This window comes from Cytobacillus sp. Hm23, assembly GCF_051842895.1.
In the GTDB taxonomy this organism is placed as follows: domain Bacteria; phylum Bacillota; class Bacilli; order Bacillales; family SM2101; genus Nanhaiella.
The window spans coordinates 81,059-102,069 of the sequence record NZ_JBPXRQ010000002.1 but is presented as its reverse complement, the minus strand read 5'-3'; the positions used below and the strand labels follow the sequence as shown (position 1 = coordinate 102,069).

General features: G+C 33.8%; 17 protein-coding genes. 6 read left to right on the top strand and 11 right to left on the bottom strand.

The annotated features are described in order from the left end of the window. Positions 1-15 precede the first annotated feature (15 nt). From fabI to mgtE, 3 genes are all read right to left on the bottom strand, one after another. Positions 16-792: an enoyl-ACP reductase FabI gene (gene fabI, locus ACSVDA_RS01905; protein WP_485880389.1), complete on the bottom strand. Its 777-nt coding sequence runs from the start codon at positions 790-792 to the stop codon at positions 16-18. 209 nt (positions 793-1,001) lie between these two features. Next, a complete protein-coding gene (locus ACSVDA_RS01900) occupies positions 1,002-2,855 on the bottom strand; it encodes a monovalent cation:proton antiporter family protein (RefSeq protein WP_320259154.1) in 1,854 nt (617 codons plus the stop codon). Positions 2,856-2,872: 17 nt separating this feature from the next. Next, a complete protein-coding gene (mgtE, locus tag ACSVDA_RS01895; protein WP_485880387.1) occupies positions 2,873-4,243 on the bottom strand; it encodes a magnesium transporter in 1,371 nt (456 codons plus the stop codon). A 369-nt stretch (positions 4,244-4,612) separates the two neighbouring features. On the opposite strand from mgtE, the gene ACSVDA_RS01890 reads away from it, so the two are divergent. Beyond that, positions 4,613-5,767: an FtsW/RodA/SpoVE family cell cycle protein gene (locus ACSVDA_RS01890; protein ID WP_485880386.1), complete on the top strand. Its 1,155-nt coding sequence runs from the start codon at positions 4,613-4,615 to the stop codon at positions 5,765-5,767. A 723-nt stretch (positions 5,768-6,490) separates the two neighbouring features. Beyond that, positions 6,491-7,246, top strand: a complete 756-nt coding sequence (gene prpE, locus ACSVDA_RS01885; protein WP_485880384.1) for a bis(5'-nucleosyl)-tetraphosphatase PrpE — start codon at positions 6,491-6,493, stop codon at positions 7,244-7,246. 89 nt (positions 7,247-7,335) lie between these two features. On the opposite strand, the gene ACSVDA_RS01880 is transcribed toward prpE, so the two are convergent. The 4 genes from ACSVDA_RS01880 to ACSVDA_RS01865 all read right to left on the bottom strand — a co-directional run bounded on the left by ACSVDA_RS01880 (position 7,336) and on the right by ACSVDA_RS01865 (position 10,196). After that, positions 7,336-8,253: an RluA family pseudouridine synthase gene (locus ACSVDA_RS01880; RefSeq protein WP_485880383.1), complete on the bottom strand. Its 918-nt coding sequence runs from the start codon at positions 8,251-8,253 to the stop codon at positions 7,336-7,338. A 7-nt stretch (positions 8,254-8,260) separates the two neighbouring features. Next, complete coding sequence (locus ACSVDA_RS01875; protein WP_214483299.1) at positions 8,261-9,055, bottom strand: NAD kinase; 795 nt, start codon at positions 9,053-9,055, stop codon at positions 8,261-8,263. 31 nt (positions 9,056-9,086) lie between these two features. After that, the gene (yjbM, locus tag ACSVDA_RS01870) at positions 9,087-9,722 is read right to left on the bottom strand and encodes a GTP diphosphokinase (RefSeq protein ID WP_485880381.1); all 636 of its coding nucleotides are present in this window, start codon (positions 9,720-9,722) and stop codon (positions 9,087-9,089) included. A gap of 96 nt (positions 9,723-9,818) precedes the next feature. Continuing rightward, a complete protein-coding gene (locus ACSVDA_RS01865) occupies positions 9,819-10,196 on the bottom strand; it encodes a UPF0738 family protein (protein WP_485880379.1) in 378 nt (125 codons plus the stop codon). A gap of 126 nt (positions 10,197-10,322) precedes the next feature. Here ACSVDA_RS01865 and ACSVDA_RS01860 point away from each other — a divergent pair, with 126 nt between their 5' ends. The 4 genes from ACSVDA_RS01860 (at position 10,323) to ACSVDA_RS01845 (ending at position 13,581) form a co-directional block, all read left to right on the top strand. Next, positions 10,323-10,928, top strand: coding sequence for a CYTH domain-containing protein (locus ACSVDA_RS01860; RefSeq protein WP_485880377.1), 606 nt, complete (start codon positions 10,323-10,325; stop codon positions 10,926-10,928). A 384-nt stretch (positions 10,929-11,312) separates the two neighbouring features. Then, positions 11,313-11,921, top strand: coding sequence for a lytic transglycosylase domain-containing protein (locus ACSVDA_RS01855; protein WP_485880375.1), 609 nt, complete (start codon positions 11,313-11,315; stop codon positions 11,919-11,921). A 374-nt stretch (positions 11,922-12,295) separates the two neighbouring features. Then, positions 12,296-12,709: a globin domain-containing protein gene (locus ACSVDA_RS01850; protein ID WP_214483295.1), complete on the top strand. Its 414-nt coding sequence runs from the start codon at positions 12,296-12,298 to the stop codon at positions 12,707-12,709. A 20-nt stretch (positions 12,710-12,729) separates the two neighbouring features. Further along, positions 12,730-13,581, top strand: a complete 852-nt coding sequence (locus ACSVDA_RS01845; RefSeq protein WP_214483375.1) for a ClpXP adapter SpxH family protein — start codon at positions 12,730-12,732, stop codon at positions 13,579-13,581. 1,052 nt (positions 13,582-14,633) lie between these two features. On the opposite strand, the gene pepF is transcribed toward ACSVDA_RS01845, so the two are convergent. The 4 genes from pepF to mecA all read right to left on the bottom strand — a co-directional run bounded on the left by pepF (position 14,634) and on the right by mecA (position 20,467). Beyond that, complete coding sequence (pepF, locus tag ACSVDA_RS01840) at positions 14,634-16,451, bottom strand: oligoendopeptidase F (RefSeq protein ID WP_485880372.1); 1,818 nt, start codon at positions 16,449-16,451, stop codon at positions 14,634-14,636. Positions 16,452-16,505: 54 nt separating this feature from the next. Further along, complete coding sequence (locus ACSVDA_RS01835; protein WP_485880371.1) at positions 16,506-17,723, bottom strand: competence protein CoiA; 1,218 nt, start codon at positions 17,721-17,723, stop codon at positions 16,506-16,508. Between the two features lie 386 nt (positions 17,724-18,109). After that, positions 18,110-19,621, bottom strand: coding sequence for a cardiolipin synthase (gene cls, locus ACSVDA_RS01830; RefSeq protein WP_485880369.1), 1,512 nt, complete (start codon positions 19,619-19,621; stop codon positions 18,110-18,112). A gap of 162 nt (positions 19,622-19,783) precedes the next feature. Beyond that, positions 19,784-20,467: an adaptor protein MecA gene (mecA, locus tag ACSVDA_RS01825; protein ID WP_485880367.1), complete on the bottom strand. Its 684-nt coding sequence runs from the start codon at positions 20,465-20,467 to the stop codon at positions 19,784-19,786. Positions 20,468-21,011: the final 544 nt, after the last annotated feature.

The following is a 21,011-nucleotide window of genomic DNA, read 5'->3' as shown; positions in this document are numbered from 1 at the left end:
ATTATTTATGTCGTTTTACCTTGCTAGGATGTGATATCCGGAATCTACGTGGATATTTTCACCAGTAATACCTCTTGAAAAGTCACTGAATAAAAACGTAGCTGTGTCACCAACTTCTTCTTGTGTTGTTGTCCGACGAAGAGGTGCACGTTCTTCAATTTCTTTTAGAATAGAGTTAAAATCACTTACACCTTTTGCTGACAATGTTCGGATTGGTCCAGCGGAAATTGCATTAACACGTATACCATATTTCCCTAAGTCATTTGCTAAATATTTCACACTGGCTTCAAGTGATGCTTTTGCAACACCCATCACATTATAGTTTGAGACGACACGTTCTCCACCTAAATAAGTTAAAGTAATAATACTTCCACCTTCTGTCATAAGGTCCTTTGCTTCTTTTGCGACAGCTGTTAAAGAGTATGAACTAATGTTATGTGATAATAAGAAGCCGTCCCGAGATGTATTAAGAAAATCTCCAGTTAGCTCTTCTTTATTTGCAAACGCTATACAGTGAGCAATCCCATGTATAGTACCAACTTCATCTTTTATCTTGCTGAAACAATTAGCAACCTCTTCATCGTTTGTAACATCGCAAGGTAAGACGAGTGCATTATTCCCTTCCAACGTGTCAGCAAGATCACGGACATTTTTCTCTAAACGCTCACCTGCAAATGTAAAAATAAGTCTTGCACCAGCATTATGAAGTGAACGAGCGATGCCCCATGCTATGCTACGTTTATTTGCAACGCCCATTACAACGTATGTACGTCCTTTTAAAGAAAAAGACATGTATATCCCTCCTGAATTATTACAAGTTATTAGTACCTAGTAATAAAAATAGTATAACATATTTTTAATCACATTCATAATATATTTGTTATAAGCAAAGGGTCAGCTTCGTATATTCTATGGTCTGTATCATTTATTGCATAATGGATACAGCATATAGAGTATAGATTCAGACCCTTTTTTTATTAATCAATAATTATGCAATAACTTTATTCACCAAATTCAAGTACTCTTCTTAACTCTTCGACATACTCTCGTGACCCTGTTACAATGAGTCTATCTCCCATTTTCAGTTCAGTATCTCCGTGTGGTACGATTGAATCTTTTCCTCTAAACATTCGAACGAAAATCACATCACCAGTAAAAGGAAAATTACGCAGCATTAAACCATCGTATTTAAGATTATTCATATTGATTTGGTATAACGCAGTATCTTGATTAGTTAAGATATTCATGACACTTGGAGACTCAATTAATGCCTTTAATAAGGCTTTGGTCGATAAGAATACCGAGAACACATCGACATTTCTTGCCTTTAGCTCCTCGTCTAAGTTCGGTGACTCTACCCTAGCAATTACACGATCCACACCATACTCTTTTGCAAAAATGGCTACTTCAGCATTTATTGTTTCTTCACCTGTTGTTGCTACAAAAATATCTACATCAAATACATCGAGATTCTTTAATGATTCAATCGAATAGTCAGATACTTCAACAATCTCAAACAGTGAATCAGCAATTTTCTTCTCTATTTTCTCTTGTGTAACATGATATAAAGTTGACTCATATAAAGCTGGGTTTAATTCTCGTGTCACCGTTAGAGTATGTTGATTCGCTCCAATAAAGGCAACCTTTAATTTACGCATTTCTCCTTCTTGTACTGGGAAGATTTTTTTAAATGCAATTGGAGAAACAACACTTGTTATAACTGCTACTAAAATAAATGCATCTGACATTTGTTGACTAATAATTTCCATCCGAACACCAATTGTTCCTGCTGCAATTACTAAGGACAAAGTAGATGTTAGAAGAAAACCAGAAGCAAGAACTGTTTTTCGATCATACCAAATTCTTAATATATAAATAGGGATTATTTTTGAAATAAACAAAGCTCCTAACAATAACGGAATAAACAATAACAATTTAGGATGTTCAAATAAGGACCATATGTCTAAATTTACCCCAACCATGACGAAAAAAATTGGTATTAAAAAGCCATAACCGAAAGAATCTAATTTATGGACTAGATCTGCATTTGGTGCTAAAAGGGAAACAAGTACCCCAGCTAAAAATGCTCCTAATATATTTTCTGCACCAATTGTTTCAGATAATGCCACTAATACAATAATTAATGCAAATACCGCCCGTGTACCAATCTGAATTGTCCCTTTAGACATAGTTTCAAGAAAAGATTGGTTACGGAAATACTTCCCTAATAAATAAAAGATAACCCCAACCCCAAATAAGATCAGTAATAGCCATGTGCTACCCTGTCCAGTATCATAAATAGAGACAAAGACAGCTAATAAAATCATTGTCACTAAGTCTGCAATGACAGCTACTAACAGGATCGTTTGTCCGATTGACGATTTCATGATTTGAACGTCTTTGAGTGTAGGAACGACAACGCCTAGGGAGATTGTAGAAATAATTAATGTCATTAAAAATGCATTTTCAATGATACCAAACCAGACAAATATGTATGATAAAACTAAGGATATGCCAAAAATACCTACAAAAATAAGAAATCCAACAAGAAATGGATTTGGTGCATCTTTTCCACTGCTCAATTTTTCCTTCTTTTTACTTCCAGCAAATGCCGAGAAGTCAATTTCTAGACCACTTAAAAACATTAAAAAGATGAAGCCTAACATCGATAGCGTTTCTAACCACATGTCAGGATGTACGATATTAAAACCACTTTTTCCAATAATAAGACCCATCACAATTTCTGCAACGACCAACGGAATGAGATTCAATCGCAGCCTATGAAGTAAAATTGGAGTTAAAAATGCAATAATTATTACGATAACTAGCGAAGTAACAGAAGCATGTTGCTCCATATATTATTCCTGCCTTTCTAAAGTAAATAGCTCATAAATAGTGTTGCCATTCCAAAATAAATTAAAATACTTAATATGTCATTGATAGTAGTAATAAATGGACCAGATGCTACAGCTGGATCTATTTTTAACTTGTGCATAATTAAGGGTACTAATGCACCTGCAATCGTTGCTACGATTAAGGTCGCTAAAATTGACAGTCCGACGAGAATACCTAAAAATATATTATGTTGCCAAAAATATACGATTATTGTAACAAGTACTCCACACGTAACGCCAGTTATTAGTCCAGTTCCTGCTTCACGGATAAGTAATTTCCATTTACTCTGATGCTCATGTTCTCCTGTAGCAATACCTCTCACTGCAACCGCTAATGCTTGTGTTCCAGTATTACCTGCCATCCCTGCAATGAGAGGAATAAACATAGCCAAGATTGCCACTTGTTCAAGCGTTTTTTCAAATTTCCCGATGAGGTTAGCTGTCATCATTCCTAAAAAAAGTAAAATAATCAACCAAGGTAACCTTTTCCGTGCTGCAGTTAAGGGGTTTTTGTCAAAACTGTCTACGTCAGAAATAGCTGCTAATTTTGAATAATCTTCAGATGCTTCTTCATCCATTACGTCCATAATATCATCTACAGTGATAATCCCTAAAAGGTGATTTCTAAAGTCTACCACAGGTACTGCTAAAAAGTTATAGTCCTTCATCTTTCTAGCTACCTCTTCTTGATCTTCTGCTACAGAAACTGCTAGCACACGATCATACATCATATCTGCAATCATCGTTTCATCATGAGATATAATTAAATCCCTTAATGAAATGACACCTACTAGTTGCTTCTCTTCATTGATCACATATACATAGTAGATCGTTTCTGCACGAGGTGCTTCTTTTTTTAAAATATGCATCGCTGAACGAACAGTTTGATTTGCATGAATAGCAATAAATTCAGTTGTCATAATACTACCAGCTGTAGATTCTTCGTAATGAAGTAATTCTTTAATTTCTCCAGCTGACTCGTCATCCATGATTGTTAAATAGCTAGCTGCCTGATCTTTATCTATTTCATTCAACACGTCAACAGCATCATCTGCATACATTTCCGCAAGCATATTAGCAGCAAAGTTTGGATTCATCTCGGATAATATCCGTTGATAATCTTCTTCTTCAATTTCAATGTTCTCAAAAATTGCAGCCATCTCTTTAGGTGATAAAAAACGATATAATAGCATTCTAACATTTTTATCTAACTTCACGAAAAATTTGGCTTGATCATATGGATGTAAGTCAAAAAACTTTTCTCTAAAATATTCAATATTTTCCTCTAACAGTAACTGAATCAGTTCATTAAAGTCTCTCAACGTGTCAAAATTTTTATTATCACTCATTTTAGTTACCCCCCCTCTCTAGTCTAAAATCACAATCCCTTACATTTTTTAAATGTTAATATCTAAATATAAAATCTTATCTATAGGAGGATGCTCAAGTTAACAAAAATTATGATAAACTAATTACACTGAATGTTGACAGTACTTTTTTAACAATAGCATTAACTAATCTTTATTGTTAGTAAGAGTAAAACGATGCCCTGTTCTCTTATTGAACACATGTTAATACATCCTTACGATAGCAATAAGACTCACTATTTTAACAGGAAAAATTTTTTTATACACATTATACTAGCAAATGTATAGTAAAATGTCGCTAGTTATGTCAAAATATATCGAAGAGAGAATAACTAGAAGAAGGTTTATACAATGGAAAAAGAAAAGACTCAACCAAAGATAGATTATATGATTGTGTTATTAATGATACTTTTTGTAATATATAGCTGTATTGCTATTTATAGTGCTAATTCAGCATATGTGACAAAACAAATTGTTTGGTATGTGATTGGCTTAGTAGCTATTCTAGTGACGATGATTATTGATTTTGATCGCTTCAGACAAATTTCTTGGATTTTATATGGTCTTGGCATGCTTCTTCTGCTCGGCTTGGAAATTATTCCAGAAGGAGATTTTGTCAAAAATATAAATGGAGCAACAAGTTGGTATCAGTTTCCAGGTGGGCTTGGTAGCTTTCAGCCATCTGAGGTGATGAAAATCTTCCTCATCATACTATTAAGTCAAATTGTGTTTCGCCACAATGAAAAATACCCTATTCGGAAATTCAAAGAAGACCTAATGCTATTTATGAAAATCATACTCATTTCGGGGCCACCTCTGTTACTTGTTATGATGCAACCCGATCTTGGTACTGCAATGGTATTATCCGCTATTATCGCGTCTATTATCCTTGTATCTGGAATCAAGTGGCGCTATATTGCAGCATTGTTTTTTTCAGTAATCTTAGTAATAAGTGTTGTTGTTCTTATATACTTCCTAAACTTTGACTTTTTCGTCGAATATTTTTTAGGAGGAGATAGTAATTCATACACATTAGGCAGGTTTTACGGATGGCTTGCTCCTTACGAATATCCTACCCAAGGGTTCCAGCTATTACAATCTTTATTAGCTATTGGATCTGGGGAGTTAATCGGGCGAGGATATATGACTGAAGGTGTACGTATTCCTGAATCACATACAGACTTTATTTTTGCAATTATAGCAGAAGAATTTGGTTTCATTGGTGCATGCTTGTTAATTTCTATTTTCTTCCTGCTTATTTATCGGATCATTCATACCGCTTTAGAAAGCAATGACCCATACGGCAGCTACCTTTGTACAGGAATTATAGGCATGATCACATTTCAAGTTTTCCAAAATATTGGTATGACAATAGGCCTTTTACCAATAACAGGTATTCCTCTTCCTTTTATTAGCTATGGTGGAAGCTCCTTGCTTACCTACATGATTGCTATAGGAATAGTACTAAATGTGCGTTCAAGAACAATCAAATTTATGTTTGATTAAGATACAGGTTTTTTATAAAGTTTGTTGCCATTATTACTCAATTCCACTCGGTTACCTTCTAACATAAGCTGTCATATTAGCTGTATAGGTAACAACAATTAGTATAACAACTGGGAAGACACCCCTACCTAAGCATAATACTCCTATTTATGAAGGTTTAAGTGAGAGGGATTTGGAATAGAATGAAAAACACAGAAAAGCGAAGCTCATTTGAAAAGAGCTTCGCTTTGTTATAGGTAGTTAGTCATTCAAACATCTAATGCTGAATGATTAACACCTCAACCTCGAGCACAAGTTATTTTTCAATTTATTGTCCAAAACTGTACTCTTACTGTCGCATTCGTATCCTTCATTGTCCAAATCTAATGTTTTATTGTCGCAATTGCACCTTTTATTGTCCAAACCACTAGTTTTACTGTCGCATTCGCACCTTTGTTGTCCAAACTAGAAACTTTTTCTGTCGCACCCGCAGTTTTTTAGCTACTTTTTTATTAATTTTTGCTAGACTTTCGTAATCGTGGCATGATGTAATTTTATATAACGATCTGTTTGGAATAGTGAAATGCAATGTAGTTTATCATAAAAGAAGAAAAGTTCTATGATGTTTTCCTACACACCTCGAAGTTAACTCGTTTATAGTTGACATTTATCTGAAAGGAAAATCATATTTGAAGAAATGGAGAATTAATAGTTCTAAATGCTAATTATTAAGGAGAGTACACAATGGACATTGACGTCATTGGAGATATACATGGGTGTTATAACGAATTCAAGCTGTTAACAGAAGAACTTGGTTATATATGGTCATCTGGGGTGCCATTACATCCTAATAATCGTTGCATAGCATTTGTTGGTGACATTACAGACAGAGGACCCCATTCCATACGTATGATAAACATCGTTTATTCTTTAGTAAAAAATCATCATTCATTTTACGTACCAGGTAATCATTGTAATAAACTGTATCGTTTCTTTTTAGGAAATAAAGTTCAAGTCACCCATGGATTAGAAACGACGGTCGGTGAATATAATCAGCTTAAAGTTTATGAACAGCAAGAAATTAAATCTAAGTTTATTGACCTTTACGAGAATGCGCCACTATATTATCAAATAAATAATAACAAATTGATCGTTGCACATGCTGGTATCCGTGCTGATTATATTGGAAGGAACGACAAGCAAGTTAAGACGTTTGTACTGTATGGAGATATAACGGGAAAGTTTAATGACGATGGGACGCCAATTAGAAGAGATTGGGCTCAAAACTACAATGGAGATAGCTGGATTGTATATGGTCATACACCTGTCAAACAACCTAGAATTATTAATAAAACGATAAATATAGATACAGGTGCTGTATTTGGAGGGAGCTTAACAGCCTTTCGCTACCCAGAAATTGAAACTGTCGCTGTACAGTCAACTATGCCATATATTGCTGAGAAATTTAGAACGTTTGATGAGGATGAGCAAAAAAAATAGTAACTGAATAATACTCTTGTAGGTTACATACAGTTAAACCTCAAAATAGTTCTGCAATCAGGTGAAGATTAACTTCACCTGATTGCCCATTAAGGTAAAGTACTCTCCTGTTTATCAAATTCAGTAGTAAGCGAATGCATATCATCAGGTATATTTTTTTGAAAGACTAACTCCTCATGTGTAATTGGATGACAAAATGTTAACTTGTGACAATGCAGAGCTTGTCGTTTAATATGTTGTTCTGTCCCACCATATAGAGTATCTCCCTCTAATGGATGACCAATATGCGACATATGAACCCGAATTTGATGCGTCCTGCCTGTTTCTAAACGTAATTGTACCAATGTATAAGTAGGATATCTTCTTATTACTTGAAAATGAGTAGTTGCCTTCTGCCCATCATCTCTAACTTCCCTTTCAATGATACTATTACTTTTCCTTCCGATTGGTGAAGTAATCGTTCCACAATTTAATGTCACCAACCCGTTTACTATAGCGTAGTAAACTCGTTTAATTTGTCCTAACTTTTGTTGTTGTGACAGCAAGTGATGTATATGACGATGCTTCGCTACCAAAACCAATCCAGATGTATCACGATCAAGTCTAGTGACAATGTGAACTGTAATTTGTAAACCCTTCTTCTTATAATAGTTCAACAAACCATTTGCGAGTGATCTTTGAGGATGTTGACGTGAAGGAATTGTCGGCATATTAGGTCGTTTGTTGATAATTAACAGATACTCATCCTCATAAATAACTTGTAAAGGGATATTTTCCGCAACAATACCTTTACCAATTGGTTCTTTAGGGAATACAACTACTACTTGATCACCTTGTTTTAGCCTGTAACGCACATTCTCAGACTTTCCATTTACAATAATATCTCCACCTGCAAACTTGATATCAGTCAGTGAAGCTTTTGAAATATGTTGCTGCTTCAAAAAATCACGAATGAGCTTATTGTGATCCTTTTCAGAAATTATCCATTGTAATTTAAAGTTTTTCAAATTGTAGTCATTCCTTAACAAATGAATCACGCACTCGTTTCCAAAATGGAAACGGTCGAAAGCGGGCAAACCTTATTTTCTCATGAGCAACCCGATATTGTATAGATTTAACCTCTTTATGAAGTAGTGTTAAATGATCTATAGTGATTTGAAAATCTACATCATTTACGGGTTTAAACAAGCATGTATGGTGCCCTGGCAATATTAAAGGTGAGCCAATCGTACGAAACACTCTATTGTTAATAGAAGCCATCTCAGCTACTTGTATAGCCTCTAATGATGGATGTAAAATAGCACCACCTAGTGCTTTATTATATGCTGTACTACCTGACGGCGTTGAAACACATAACCCATCACCTCTAAATGTCTCGAAATGCTGACCTTTTATTTCCACGTCCATAACCAGAGACCCTTCAACACTTTTGACAGTACATTCATTTAGGGCTAAATACCTTTGTTCCTTAGCTCCATCTAAGTAACGAATAATTACTTCTAATATTGGGTACTCAATCACTTGATAAGGTGTTTTTGCAATAGCTATAACAAGCTTTTCAATTTCATCTGGAACCCAATCCGCATAAAAACCTAAATGACCTGTATGTACACCGACAAATGCAGTTTTATCGAGTCTGCTTTTATAACGGTGGAAAGCATACAATAACGTACCATCTCCTCCTACAGAAACGACTATATCTGGTCGATCCTCATCATATACTAGATCAAAATCTAATAAGTATGTTTTCATTTTATGCATTAATGTATTTGATGTAGTGTCACCTTTTGAAGTTACAGCAAATTTCATTATCAACATCCCTTTTCAAGTAATCAACTGACTAATCTGAATCATGTACTTCCTTTTTCTTAGTAAAGAATGCTTGTGCCTCTTGAATTTCTTCACGGATTAAGGACATTTCCTCATCTAATCGGTATGCTGCCTCAGCAGCACTCTTTAAGCGAAGCTGGATGTCCTCTGGAAATTGACCACGATATTTATAATTGAGTGAATGCTCTATTGTAGCCCAGAAATTCATCGCTAAAGTTCGTATTTGTATTTCAATAAGAATTTGTTTTTCACCTTTTATCGTTTGCACAGGATATCGAATAACTAAATGGTGTGAGCGGTATCCACTCTCTTTATTTTTATTAATATAGTCTCTCTCTTCAATAATCTCAAAATCATTGCGGTTTTGTAACATTTCTACAACTATTTTAATATCATCAACAAATTGACACATAATTCTTAATCCAGCGATATCTTGCATTTCCTCACTTAAGTTACTGAGAGGAATATTTTTTTTTGCAGCTTTATCCAATATACTCGCAATTGGCTTTACACGCCCTGTTACAAATTCAACAGCTGAATGCTCAGAATGCATAACAAACTGCGAGCGCATTCCTTTAAGTTTTACTTTTAACTCCTCAACTGCTTGACGATAAGGAGCTAAAAACACGTCCCAATGTTCACCCATATAAAACACCACCATCTACTCTTACGCTGAAAGATTTAGCTCTTTATTTATATGTAACAGTATAATAAGACTTTGAGGTATAACTATGTATTCTACTTAGTTTGTTAAAAATATTTCCTCTACTTTACTAACCATTTCGTCACCATAGTTTGTATTTCCTTTAATATTATTAATTAAGTACTCCAACTCTTCTTTCATATTTTCAAGTTGAAGACGTTGATTCCCCACCTGTAAAACAGCTTGGTAATTATGTAAGAGAAGCTGCTTTAACCCATTCCAACAATCAAGTGGGATCTTTATATATACATACTCTTCATCACATTCAATGATATAAATAAAAGCAGTCTGATCTGAATCAACAAGCATTTGTTTCGTATCTTTCCCTTTAGTAATATTAATACTTGTATCATTTGAGCATAGTTGTATTAATTGCTCATTTATTTCGTAACTAGCTATCGTAATTATTTTTCGCATGATGCTCTCCTTCTATAGTGAATGTTGGTTTTATTTTATCACACTCTTGTATATGAAGATAATAATTGCGATTGTCGAAAATTAAAGAGATAATGTAATGATACAAATAGAAGGGACGTATTTAAAGTGACTCAAGAAATTGAAATTGAATTTAAAAATATTTTGACGAAAAATGAATTTAACAACATGCTAAATGCTTTTTCAATAAACAACACACATTTCAAATCCCAGATAAACTATTACTTCGATACAAATGATTTTGCGCTTAAAAGTAAAGCTTCTGCATTGAGAATCCGTTTAAAAGAAAATCAATATATGCTAACATTAAAACAGCCAGCCAAAGTCGGCTTACTTGAGACACACCAACCGCTTACAGATGACCAAGCACAAGGAGTACTTCACAACGATTTTTCCATACAAGGAGAGGTTCTTCAGCAATTAAAAAAACTTCATGTTCCAATTCACGAAATAAAGTATTTTGGTTCACTTTCTACAAATAGAGCCGAAATAATATATGAAGGTGGAACGCTAGTTTTTGACCATAGTCATTATTTATCAAAAGATGATTACGAAATTGAATATGAAGTGAAAAATTATGAAACTGGATTTGCTACATTTCAAAAATTGTTAAGTAAATTTCAAATTCCTGTGCGTAAAACAGAAAATAAAATTCAAAGATTTTATAATTATAAGGTCAAGAAAAAAGACAAGAAGAATATAGAAGAAAGTTGACAATGGAAATGTTCATTTTATAAATATATAAGGTTGTTATCGAATGAATTGTTGCTTATCTTATTAAGAGCTCACTGTGAATTTAACTAACATTTTGGGGCATCATTTCTACTCTTAAGGTTATATAATGACATGAGTTACTACAACTATAAGTGAAAAAAAGCAACAGAGTTTACGAAAAGAGCCATACATAACAAAGAAAAACAAAATGAACCCAATGATTCCATAGACATATCGACTAACTTTTGTCACCTGACATTCAATCATTTATATTCTCACAAGCTAATTGGATTTAGCGTTAAAAAGGACAAGCGATATGTTCACTTTAATAACGTGAGCAACGAATTAAAAACTCCTCGTTTATTAGAAAGATAGGTGAATAAATTGAGTATTGATCGTTTAAAAGTTATGATGGAGCTTCAGGCATTGAAAAACCTTCAAGCAAGCTCACCACAAACATCATTAAATGAGACTCTATTTGAAGAGCTCTTAAATGAATATTTAGTGGATTCAAATGCTCCAGCAGATGTTTCAGTCCAAAATAGTCAATTAACAGCACAAGCATATGCTCAACAACAGCTAAACGGAAGTATTGAAAATGACACTAGTACTCCAAGAACATATGATGAGATCGTAAGTAATGCTGCACAAAAATATAATATTGATCCAAAGTTAATTTTGGCAGTGATAAAGCAAGAATCCAACTTTAACCCAAATGCAGTGAGTAAAGCAGGGGCAACTGGTTTAATGCAATTAATGCCTACAACAGCTAAGGCGCTAGGTGTCACAAATTTATATGATCCAAAAGAGAATATTGAAGCTGGGACGAAATATTTACAGGATATGCTTAATAGATACGATAACGATGTTGAATTGGCTTTAGCTGCATATAATGCTGGCCCAGGAAATGTAGATAAGTTTGAAGGTATCCCACCATTTAAAGAAACGCAAAACTATGTTAAAAAAGTAACTAATACATATCACTCATTATAAAATTAAGGTGTTTTTTTTCTAATATTAATAGCTAAAAACCTTGATAGTGCCTCCTTTAATCAGGATGGTATTTTTTTGTGTACGAATTTCAGTGCTCTTTATTTGAGATAACTGTTATAGATTGCTAAAATAAACATACATTTACTAAGTTTTATATAAGCGTAAAGTCCTTAGTCCTCCAAAAGTACTATGGTGCATAGAGGCGTCATTGGATAATAAAAAATAAAGATGCTTAACCCTTACAAGTGTTGTAGTGCCTTTTCGACTTATGATGAAAATCTTTTTGTCTTCAGTCGAAAAGGTGTAACAATTAGAGAGGTTAGAGGTTAGAACTTAGAAATAATCTATTCTACAATAAAAAAGGAGTAGTCAACATGACCGATAAGATGTTAACACCATTTGTCGCAATAGGTGGCGAACAATTCATTGATAAGCTAGTAGATGAGTTCTATCTCCGAGTGAAGCAACATGCTGAGTTGGCTCCTATCTTTCCTAACGACTTAACCGAAACTGCACGTAAACAAAAACAGTTTTTAACACAATATTTAGGCGGACCAAACCATTATACGACTGAGCATGGTCACCCGATGCTACGCGCCCGACATATGCCATTTGAAATTACACCAACTAGAGCAAGAGCATGGTTACAATGCATGAAAGAAGCAATGGATGCAGTAAACCTTAATGGTCCTGTGCGTGAAGAGTTCTATAACAGATTAGTATTAACGGCCCAACATATGATTAACACACCTGATCAAGGAACAGAGACGAAAGGGGTTTCATTTTGAAAAAGCAACAATCAAGTAATATGCAAAACCATACCTTAAGCTCTCATACACCACAAAGAAAACCATTAGAATTATACATGTTTGTTGATCCGCTTTGTTCTGATTGTTGGGGTCTTGAACCAATCGTAAAAAAATTAATAATTGAATATGGCCGTTTTTTCTCCTTGCGTCATATAGTTAGTGGAAAATTAGAAACTTTACAACTTAGAAGAAAGAAAAGCCATGAAAATATGGCTATGGTTTGGGAAAGGGCAGCAAGCAGAAGTGGTATGTCATGCGACGGAACAATATGGATGGAAGATCCAATTTCAACACCTTATGCAGTCTCAGTTGCGATTAAAGCAGCAGAGCTTCAAGGTCGAAAATCAGGGAATCGATTTCTAAGAAAAGTACAAGAAGTGCTATTTTTAGAAAAACAAAACATTTCTAACGAAGAAGTTTTAATTGAATGTGCAAAAGATGTAGGACTTGATGTTGACGAATTTATTAAAGATATTCACTCACCTAGTGCTGCAAGAGCACTACAATGTGACTTGAAAATCACTTCGGAAATGGATGTACAGGAAATACCTACACTCATCCTATTTAATGAACATGTGGAAGATGAAGGGTTAAAAATATCTGGATGCTATTCTTATGATGTTTATGTGCAGGTCATTCAAGATATGCTCGGTAGAAAGGTGCAAGCAGACCCAGTTCCTCCACTTGAAGTGTTTTTACAGCATTTTAGGTTTGTAGCAACAAAAGAAATATCTGTTGTCTACGATATGTCTTGTAATGACGTAGAACGAGAGATGAAAAAACTTGCATTGCAAAAAAAGGTTGAAAGAGTTCCTGTAAAATACGGGACGTTTTGGAGATATATCCAGTAGCTTAAAAAATTTAGTAACAGGGCTCTTCTCGTAAACTTTGTTGCAGTTATATTATTCCTAATGTAGATAATGAAGGTGTCCTTTTGCGCAACACTCAGCGTTTAGCAGAATTGATGCCACGAACGCTTGAGGTATACGTGCTTAAACCTTAGAACGAAAAGCAATTAATGTTTGCGATAATAGCCTAGTAGAAAGAGTCTGACCAATCATGTGTAAGACTCTTTTTCTTTTATCATCATTAAGTTTACCTTCCAACATGTATCGATAATGGTAAGTAAATAGAATTACGATTAGCTTGGTGTTTGTATGGGTTATTTTTATTCATTGTCCAAACCTTATAAACGAACATATATACACACGTTGTTCTCGTACTTGGACACCTAATTAACAAAATATTAGCAACGCAAATTTTTGTTAAACGCTTTTCACATAGTGGTGTTTTTTTACTGAAATAATAACCGAACACAACAAGTATTCTTAGCATTTTTTTACAATAATAGTAGTGAGGTTTACGAAGATAGACAAATAAAAAAAGCTTAGTAATCATAAACTAAGCTTTTTTCATGTATGTCTAAAGACAACAAAGGGGATGGGAGAAATTTTCACGGTCAAACAAGGGGTATTGTTTGTTTGTGATTAACTTCACAAGTATAATATAACAGATGAATGAAACAATAGCAACAACTCTGCTCACTCTTTCACAATTTTGTCATACATTACACTTACCCATCATACAATATACATTATAACCACTCGTACCACATTCCAAATATTATAATATTAACGAAAAGAAAGGTTGATGGTATGAAACTTGTCGTTGTACTATTTAGTATTTTTTTTATAGTTGCTTTAGCTATACAAATACTTGGGTTAATGCAAATTATCCCAATCTATATTAGCTCTCCTTTACTTTTTATAACTATCTTAAGTTTCATTATATTTCTTAACGATCGTAATCGCTTTCGTGGTGTTTAATTAAGGAAGTGCAACTCTTTTATTCATCACTTGGCTGGACAATAAAAAGGAATGGGGATTCCCATTCCTTTTTCGAGTTATTTTGTTAATAACTGTTCCATTTCATTTAACTTCTCTTCAAAAACTTGACAAGCTTCTTTAACTGGAGTTGATGAAGTCATATCAACTCCAGCTTTTTTCAATACTTCAATTGGATAATCTGAACTACCTGCTTTCAAAAAGTCCATATATCTATCCACAGCTGGCTGACCTTCGTCAAGGATTTGTTTACTCAAGGCAGTAGCAGCACTGAATCCAGTAGCGTATTGGAATACATAGTAATTGTAATAGAAATGAGGGATTCTTGACCATTCAAGACCGATTTCTTCATCGATGACAAGATCATTTCCAAAATATTTTTTATTTAAATCATAATAAGTCGTTGTTAATAATTCGGCAGTTAACGCTTCACCTGCTTGCGCTTTTTGATGAATAAGGTGTTCATATTCAGCAAACATCGTCTGACGGAATACCGTACCACGGAAGCCTTCTAAATAATGATTTAATAAATACAAACGTTTTTGTTCATCATTTATTGTTTTTAATAAATAGTCATTAAGTAGCGCTTCATTACAAGTTGATGCTACTTCGGCTACAAAGATTGAGTAATTTCCATATGGATATGGCTGGAATTTTCGAGTGTAGTAGCTATGAGCAGAGTGACCAAATTCATGTGCAAGTGTAAATAAGTTATTAACATTATCTTGCCAGTTCATTAGAATATATGGGTTTGTACCGTATGTCCCTGATGAATATGCCCCACTTCGTTTGCCTTTAGTTTCATGAACATCTACCCATCGATTATCTAGCCCTTCTTTAATCACTGCTAAGTAATCCTCACCTAAGGGAGTAAGACCTTTCATTAAATAATCCTTAGCTTCCTTGTAGGTTACCTCCATTTTTACATCTTTTACAAGTGGTGTATATAAATCATACATATGAAGTTGATCAACACCTAACAGCTTTTTACGTAAAGAAATGTATCTATGCAATAAAGGAAGATGATCATTTACTGTATCCACTAAATTATCATAAACTGATTCAGGTATATTATTAGTACTTAATGCTGCATGACGAGCTGACTCATAATTTCTCACTCGTGCATTAAAATTATCCTTCTTCACTGCTCCACTTAATGTACTAGCAAATGTGTTTTTATATTTACCATATGTATCATAAACAGCTTTAAATGCAGTTTCTCTAACTTGACGATCTTCACTCTCTAGGAAGCGAATATAACGTCCATGTGTTACTTCAACCTCATCCCCATTCTCATCTTTTATAGTTGGGAATGTAAGGTCGGCATTGTTAAGCATCCCAAATGTATTACTAGAAGATGCCATCACTTCAGATGCTTCGGCTAACAAAGCTTCTTCACTTGAAGATAGCACATGTGGTCGTTGACGAGTAATATCATCCAATGCCTTCTTATATAACTTTAATTCTTCTTTATTATCTAAAAACTCTTTAAGCTGACTCTCTTCCATGGCAAGAATTTCTGGAACTACAAATGATAAAGCACTTGAAGCTTGTGTGTATAGATTTTTTGCTCTGTCATCTAAGCCTTGATAGAAAGAGTTCGTTGTATCTTGGTCATAACGCATATGTGCATAAGCATAAAGTTTGCCAAGTCGCATCGTTATTTCATCTTGTAACTGTAATAAATCATATAAAACTTCTGCAGAATCTGCTAGTTTCCCATTATATTTTTGGACATTTGGAATAAGTGCCTTCACTGCATTAAATTCATTTTCCCACACTTCATCCGATGAAAAAATATCTTCTAATTTCCATGTATCTTCAATACTAATCTCATCTCTTGTAGGTATTTTCTTCACTGCTGCCTGTTCGGACATCATATAGCCTCCTTAAATTCACATTTCTAAATTGTTTGAACAATTCATACATAACTATATATTATTATATGATAGTAACTTATTCATTATATCATAATCCAATAAAACTGCATCTTCAGAAGATTTAGGTAGTGTAAATTCTTGTTTTACTTTAAATCCTTTATTTTTTATTTTTTTTATCACTTGTAATTTCTCTAATAAAAGCAGATATTCTCTAATAGCATTGGCATATTGTGAGTTTGTCACTAAAGGTAATGTTCTAATCGATATTTTATTATTAGTGATCCGTAGGTTCACACTATTAAGTATGTCATTGAATGTAAAAATTCCCCCATTACTATTCGTAATAATATCAACATAGATATAAGCTTGCCAAACAATCGAGGGTGTATTAAACCAATAGGAATAATTGGTCGGTATGCCAACTTCCGCAGGAATTAGACTCGGTGGAATTTCTTTTTCATATAATACATAAAGTAGTTTTTCAAGGTCTTTTGAAGGATAAACCGTACAATATAAACGCCAATACTTCTTTTTATAAGCCCAATTTTCATAAAACGTTTTCCCAAGAAAACCTCTTGATTTAAGCAGCTGATAAAATGTACTTGAATGAAGTGGAAGAGAAACTATACCGGAGAGGACTTCAGTTGAAGAGAAGAAAAGTGGATTTTCATTAATATAAAACTGCCGTTTATACGGACAAAAGTATATGATCTTGCCATAACGGGCATATTGATCTTCAATAAATAATGATTGAAACTGAGATACCTTCATGCACCGAGAAGTTATTTTCATAAAGCTAGCTGCTAAAATCCAAACTGGAATAATGCCATATTTTTTATAAGCCGCTGTTCGTTTGGCAAAAAGTTCAGTACTAATCGTAGAACATTGAAACTCAATCGCATATACATGATGATTGTCACTAATAATTAAATCAGGTCGCTGTTTTATGTTGCTTATATAATGCTCTAGCTTGATTGAAAATGGTTGTTTTTTTAACCACTCATATAACTCACGTTTCCCTTCCATATGATACTGAGATTCTGGTTCAATCGAAAATCTACACTTCTCCTTCGTTTGATGTGCAAAGTGAAATATTCTTTTCGTTCCAAGCTTAAGGTACATCATTTCGCCACAAGATGGACAATAAAAGCTTTCGTCTCTTTTTAAAACTTCAAGCTCCTTTCTCGTCCAGTTTTCAACTAACGATACTTGTTCATTATTACTTAATTTTGCTACTAACACATTGTCACCACCCTTTCTATTTGTCATTCAACTAAAATAGGAAAATCCCTTTAAACTATTTACAAAAATTGTGGTGCTAATATTTAATTAAATTTGCAATCACATATTGTAGGCAATTGTCAACGATTAAAAGAAGAATTGTTACTGATCGCAAGTTATAACCTGTTTTACCGTAACTTGGTAATTTTTATCGGTATACATCATAACCGCCTAATATAATTTGCTGCTATAGCATTAATTGTTGCTTTTCATTATAAGAGCTAAACATGCTTAATAAACGGTCATGGCATTTTTTCTTATCTAAAAAACCTGTTGCTCAAATATAAGTAAAAAAAGCAATAATGTTTACGAAAAGAGCCTAAATAAAAAAGGGTCTAAACCGCAAAGTTTGACCCTCAATAAAGATATCCTCGTTATAATAGTGGAGACAACAATCTTGCAGTTGACTCATATAAACGAACCCAAATTGGTCTCGTACTAAATTGCTCCTCGGTAATAATATCAGAATGAGCGATGTCATGAATAAAATCATTTACTAATGCTCGAATGCTATTTGTTCGATATAAGAATGCGTTCACTTCAAAATTCAAATGAAAACTTCTCATATCCATATTTGATGTTCCAATTGAGGCAATTTCATCATCGACAATTAGAATCTTACTATGCATAAAGCCTTTTTTGTATTCATATATTTTCGCCCCAGCTTCTAACAGCTCAGGAAAATACGAACGGGATGCATAAAATACAATCTTTTTATCAGGGCGTTTAGGCATCAATATTCTTACATCAATTCCGCTTAAAGCAGCAACTTTTAACGCAGTGAAAATATCTTCATCAGGAATAAAGTACGGAGTTGCAATCCAAACAGATTTTTCTGCAGAAATGATCATAGAAAAAAAGAGCTGCTTTATGATTTCCCATTCATTATCTGGTCCACCAGCAATTAATTGAACGCCGCCCAAGTTCTCTTTATCAATTAACTGTGGAGACAAATAGCTTGGAGTTAGCAACTTTTGACCAGTCATATAGTACCAATCCTGCAAAAAAATCAATTGTAGAGTCCGCACTGATTCACCTTGAACAGCTAAGTGTGTATCTCTCCAAAAACCAAAATAAGAATCTTTTCCTAAATATTCATCGCCAATATTTAGACCACCTACGAAACCAATAGTTCCATCAATCACTACTATTTTTCGATGATTACGGAAGTTTATTTTGTGGTTTAGAATTGGTAATTTAACTGGAAAAAAAGGAATCATATCCACGCCAGCTTTTCTCAATTCTTCAATATAGCTTCTTGAAAGTTTCCAGCAGCCAACTGCATCATATAAAAAACGAACTTGAACTCCATGTTGTGCTCGCTCAATTAAAATATCTTTGATTTGCTGCCCAATGTCATCATGCCTTACGATGTAATATTCAAGGTGTATATGATGTGTCGCCTCTCTTAACGCCTCTAAAATATGGGAAAATGTTTCCTCACCATTTGTAAGCACTTTCGTTTCTGTTGAAAAAGATATAGGGCTTTTTCCTAAATTCTGTGCAAGGCGGAAAAGAAGCTGTTGATGCTCTCCCATATGAGTAATTTTTTCCTCACTCCAATATGGTCCACCTTCAATTTTTAAATATGTCTGTTCATCTAATAACGCTTTTTTAGCGAATAACTTACGCTTGCGAAAATTACGACCAAATATTATGTAAAAAATAAAACCTAACAACGGAACACTACCTAAAATGATAAGCCATGTTAATGTTGCTGTTGGATTTCTATTTTCTAAGAAAATAACAAAACCAATGAAAATAACTGATAAACTAATAATTAAACTAGCCGCTCCTAGAATCCATCCTTCCCAATATTGTTTTGTAACATAAAATAAGGTAGCTATAATAAGTGAAAATACTAAAACCTGTAATGTTTTTTTCATTCCCCACACCGCCTCATACTACAGTTCTTCAATCTTAAGTTAGCAAAATTAATTAAAATTTGCCCACACTAACGTGGGCAAAAGTCCAATTGCATTACTGCATTTAATAACTTACAAGTATTTTAATAAAGCCGATTTCACTATTTCAGAAATCGGCTTCTATTATCTTGATGGGAAATGATTAGCTATTACCGCCATTGCATCTTCTTTAATGATTTCGTTTCCGTACTCTTCTAATCGATGAATTGTAACTGTTGTTTCTTGACCATACTCTAACAACAAGCTTATAATAGCGTCCAATTCATCTCCAATCATGTTTTCTTCATTAAATTCAACATATAAATAATATTGTCCTTCAAATGAAAATAATCGATTCTTGAATTGTGATGCATCTATTCGATGTGACAATGCGATAATATGTTCAAAATCATCAAACCTAAGTAAAAATTCGAGTTGTTCATCGTCTACTTGGTTAACATTTTGATTATAATCATCCTTTGCTGGGCTAAATTGCTGATCAAGTAACTCTTCAATTTTCTCATCAACAGGTAATTCCTTTATTCGATCTTCTGATAAAGGAATCTCATACCGATTCCCATCCTTAGAAAGTTGAGCTTTTGTAACGAGTACCTCAAGCCCTTTATCCAATGCTTGGACTTGTATCCATAACGGACCTTCCACCACAAAGTCTTCTTCTTGGTGAATTTCATCCATCATTTCCCAAAAAAGTTCTTCACTTCTTTCACGATTATACCATATTTCATCACGGTCAAATCCTCTTTCTTCAATATCTAAATATGAAATATAAAATTTTACAGTATTCTCATTTATACGTTCAATTTCCATATAATTAACTCCCTTCCATAGGATGTTTTTGAAGGGACTTATTTACCCCCGTGATACACTTTTTCACGATTATAATCATTCTTGTACTTTTATTTTATGATAAATGCAAAAGGAATGGAAATAAAAAATAGCGATTATTTAAAAACCATCTACTGCCCAATAAGAGCAGATAAAAAGCCTATTTAAACTTAATTAGTCCCCATTTTATGGACTCGTAGCTAGTTTATCAACATAGCAGTGCATCGTACTTTTTCTCTCCATCAAATCTTCTAGAGCGAGATCATTTATAACACGTAACACTATATAAAATATCATTTTTCAAAGATGCCATATATTTGTTATTTACTCGTCATAATGATGAATGTTGCTTACTATACTTGTACTATTAATAAAAAAGCTGCTTTCGCATTTTTATTTTGCTACCTAATAAATAATCACAATATAACCATCTTTTTGAGGCACCAAACACTATGATGTCATTAAATTTGGTTAACAGCCTTCATTTAGTAAAAGAATCAACTAAATTTATACGAAAAGAGCCATA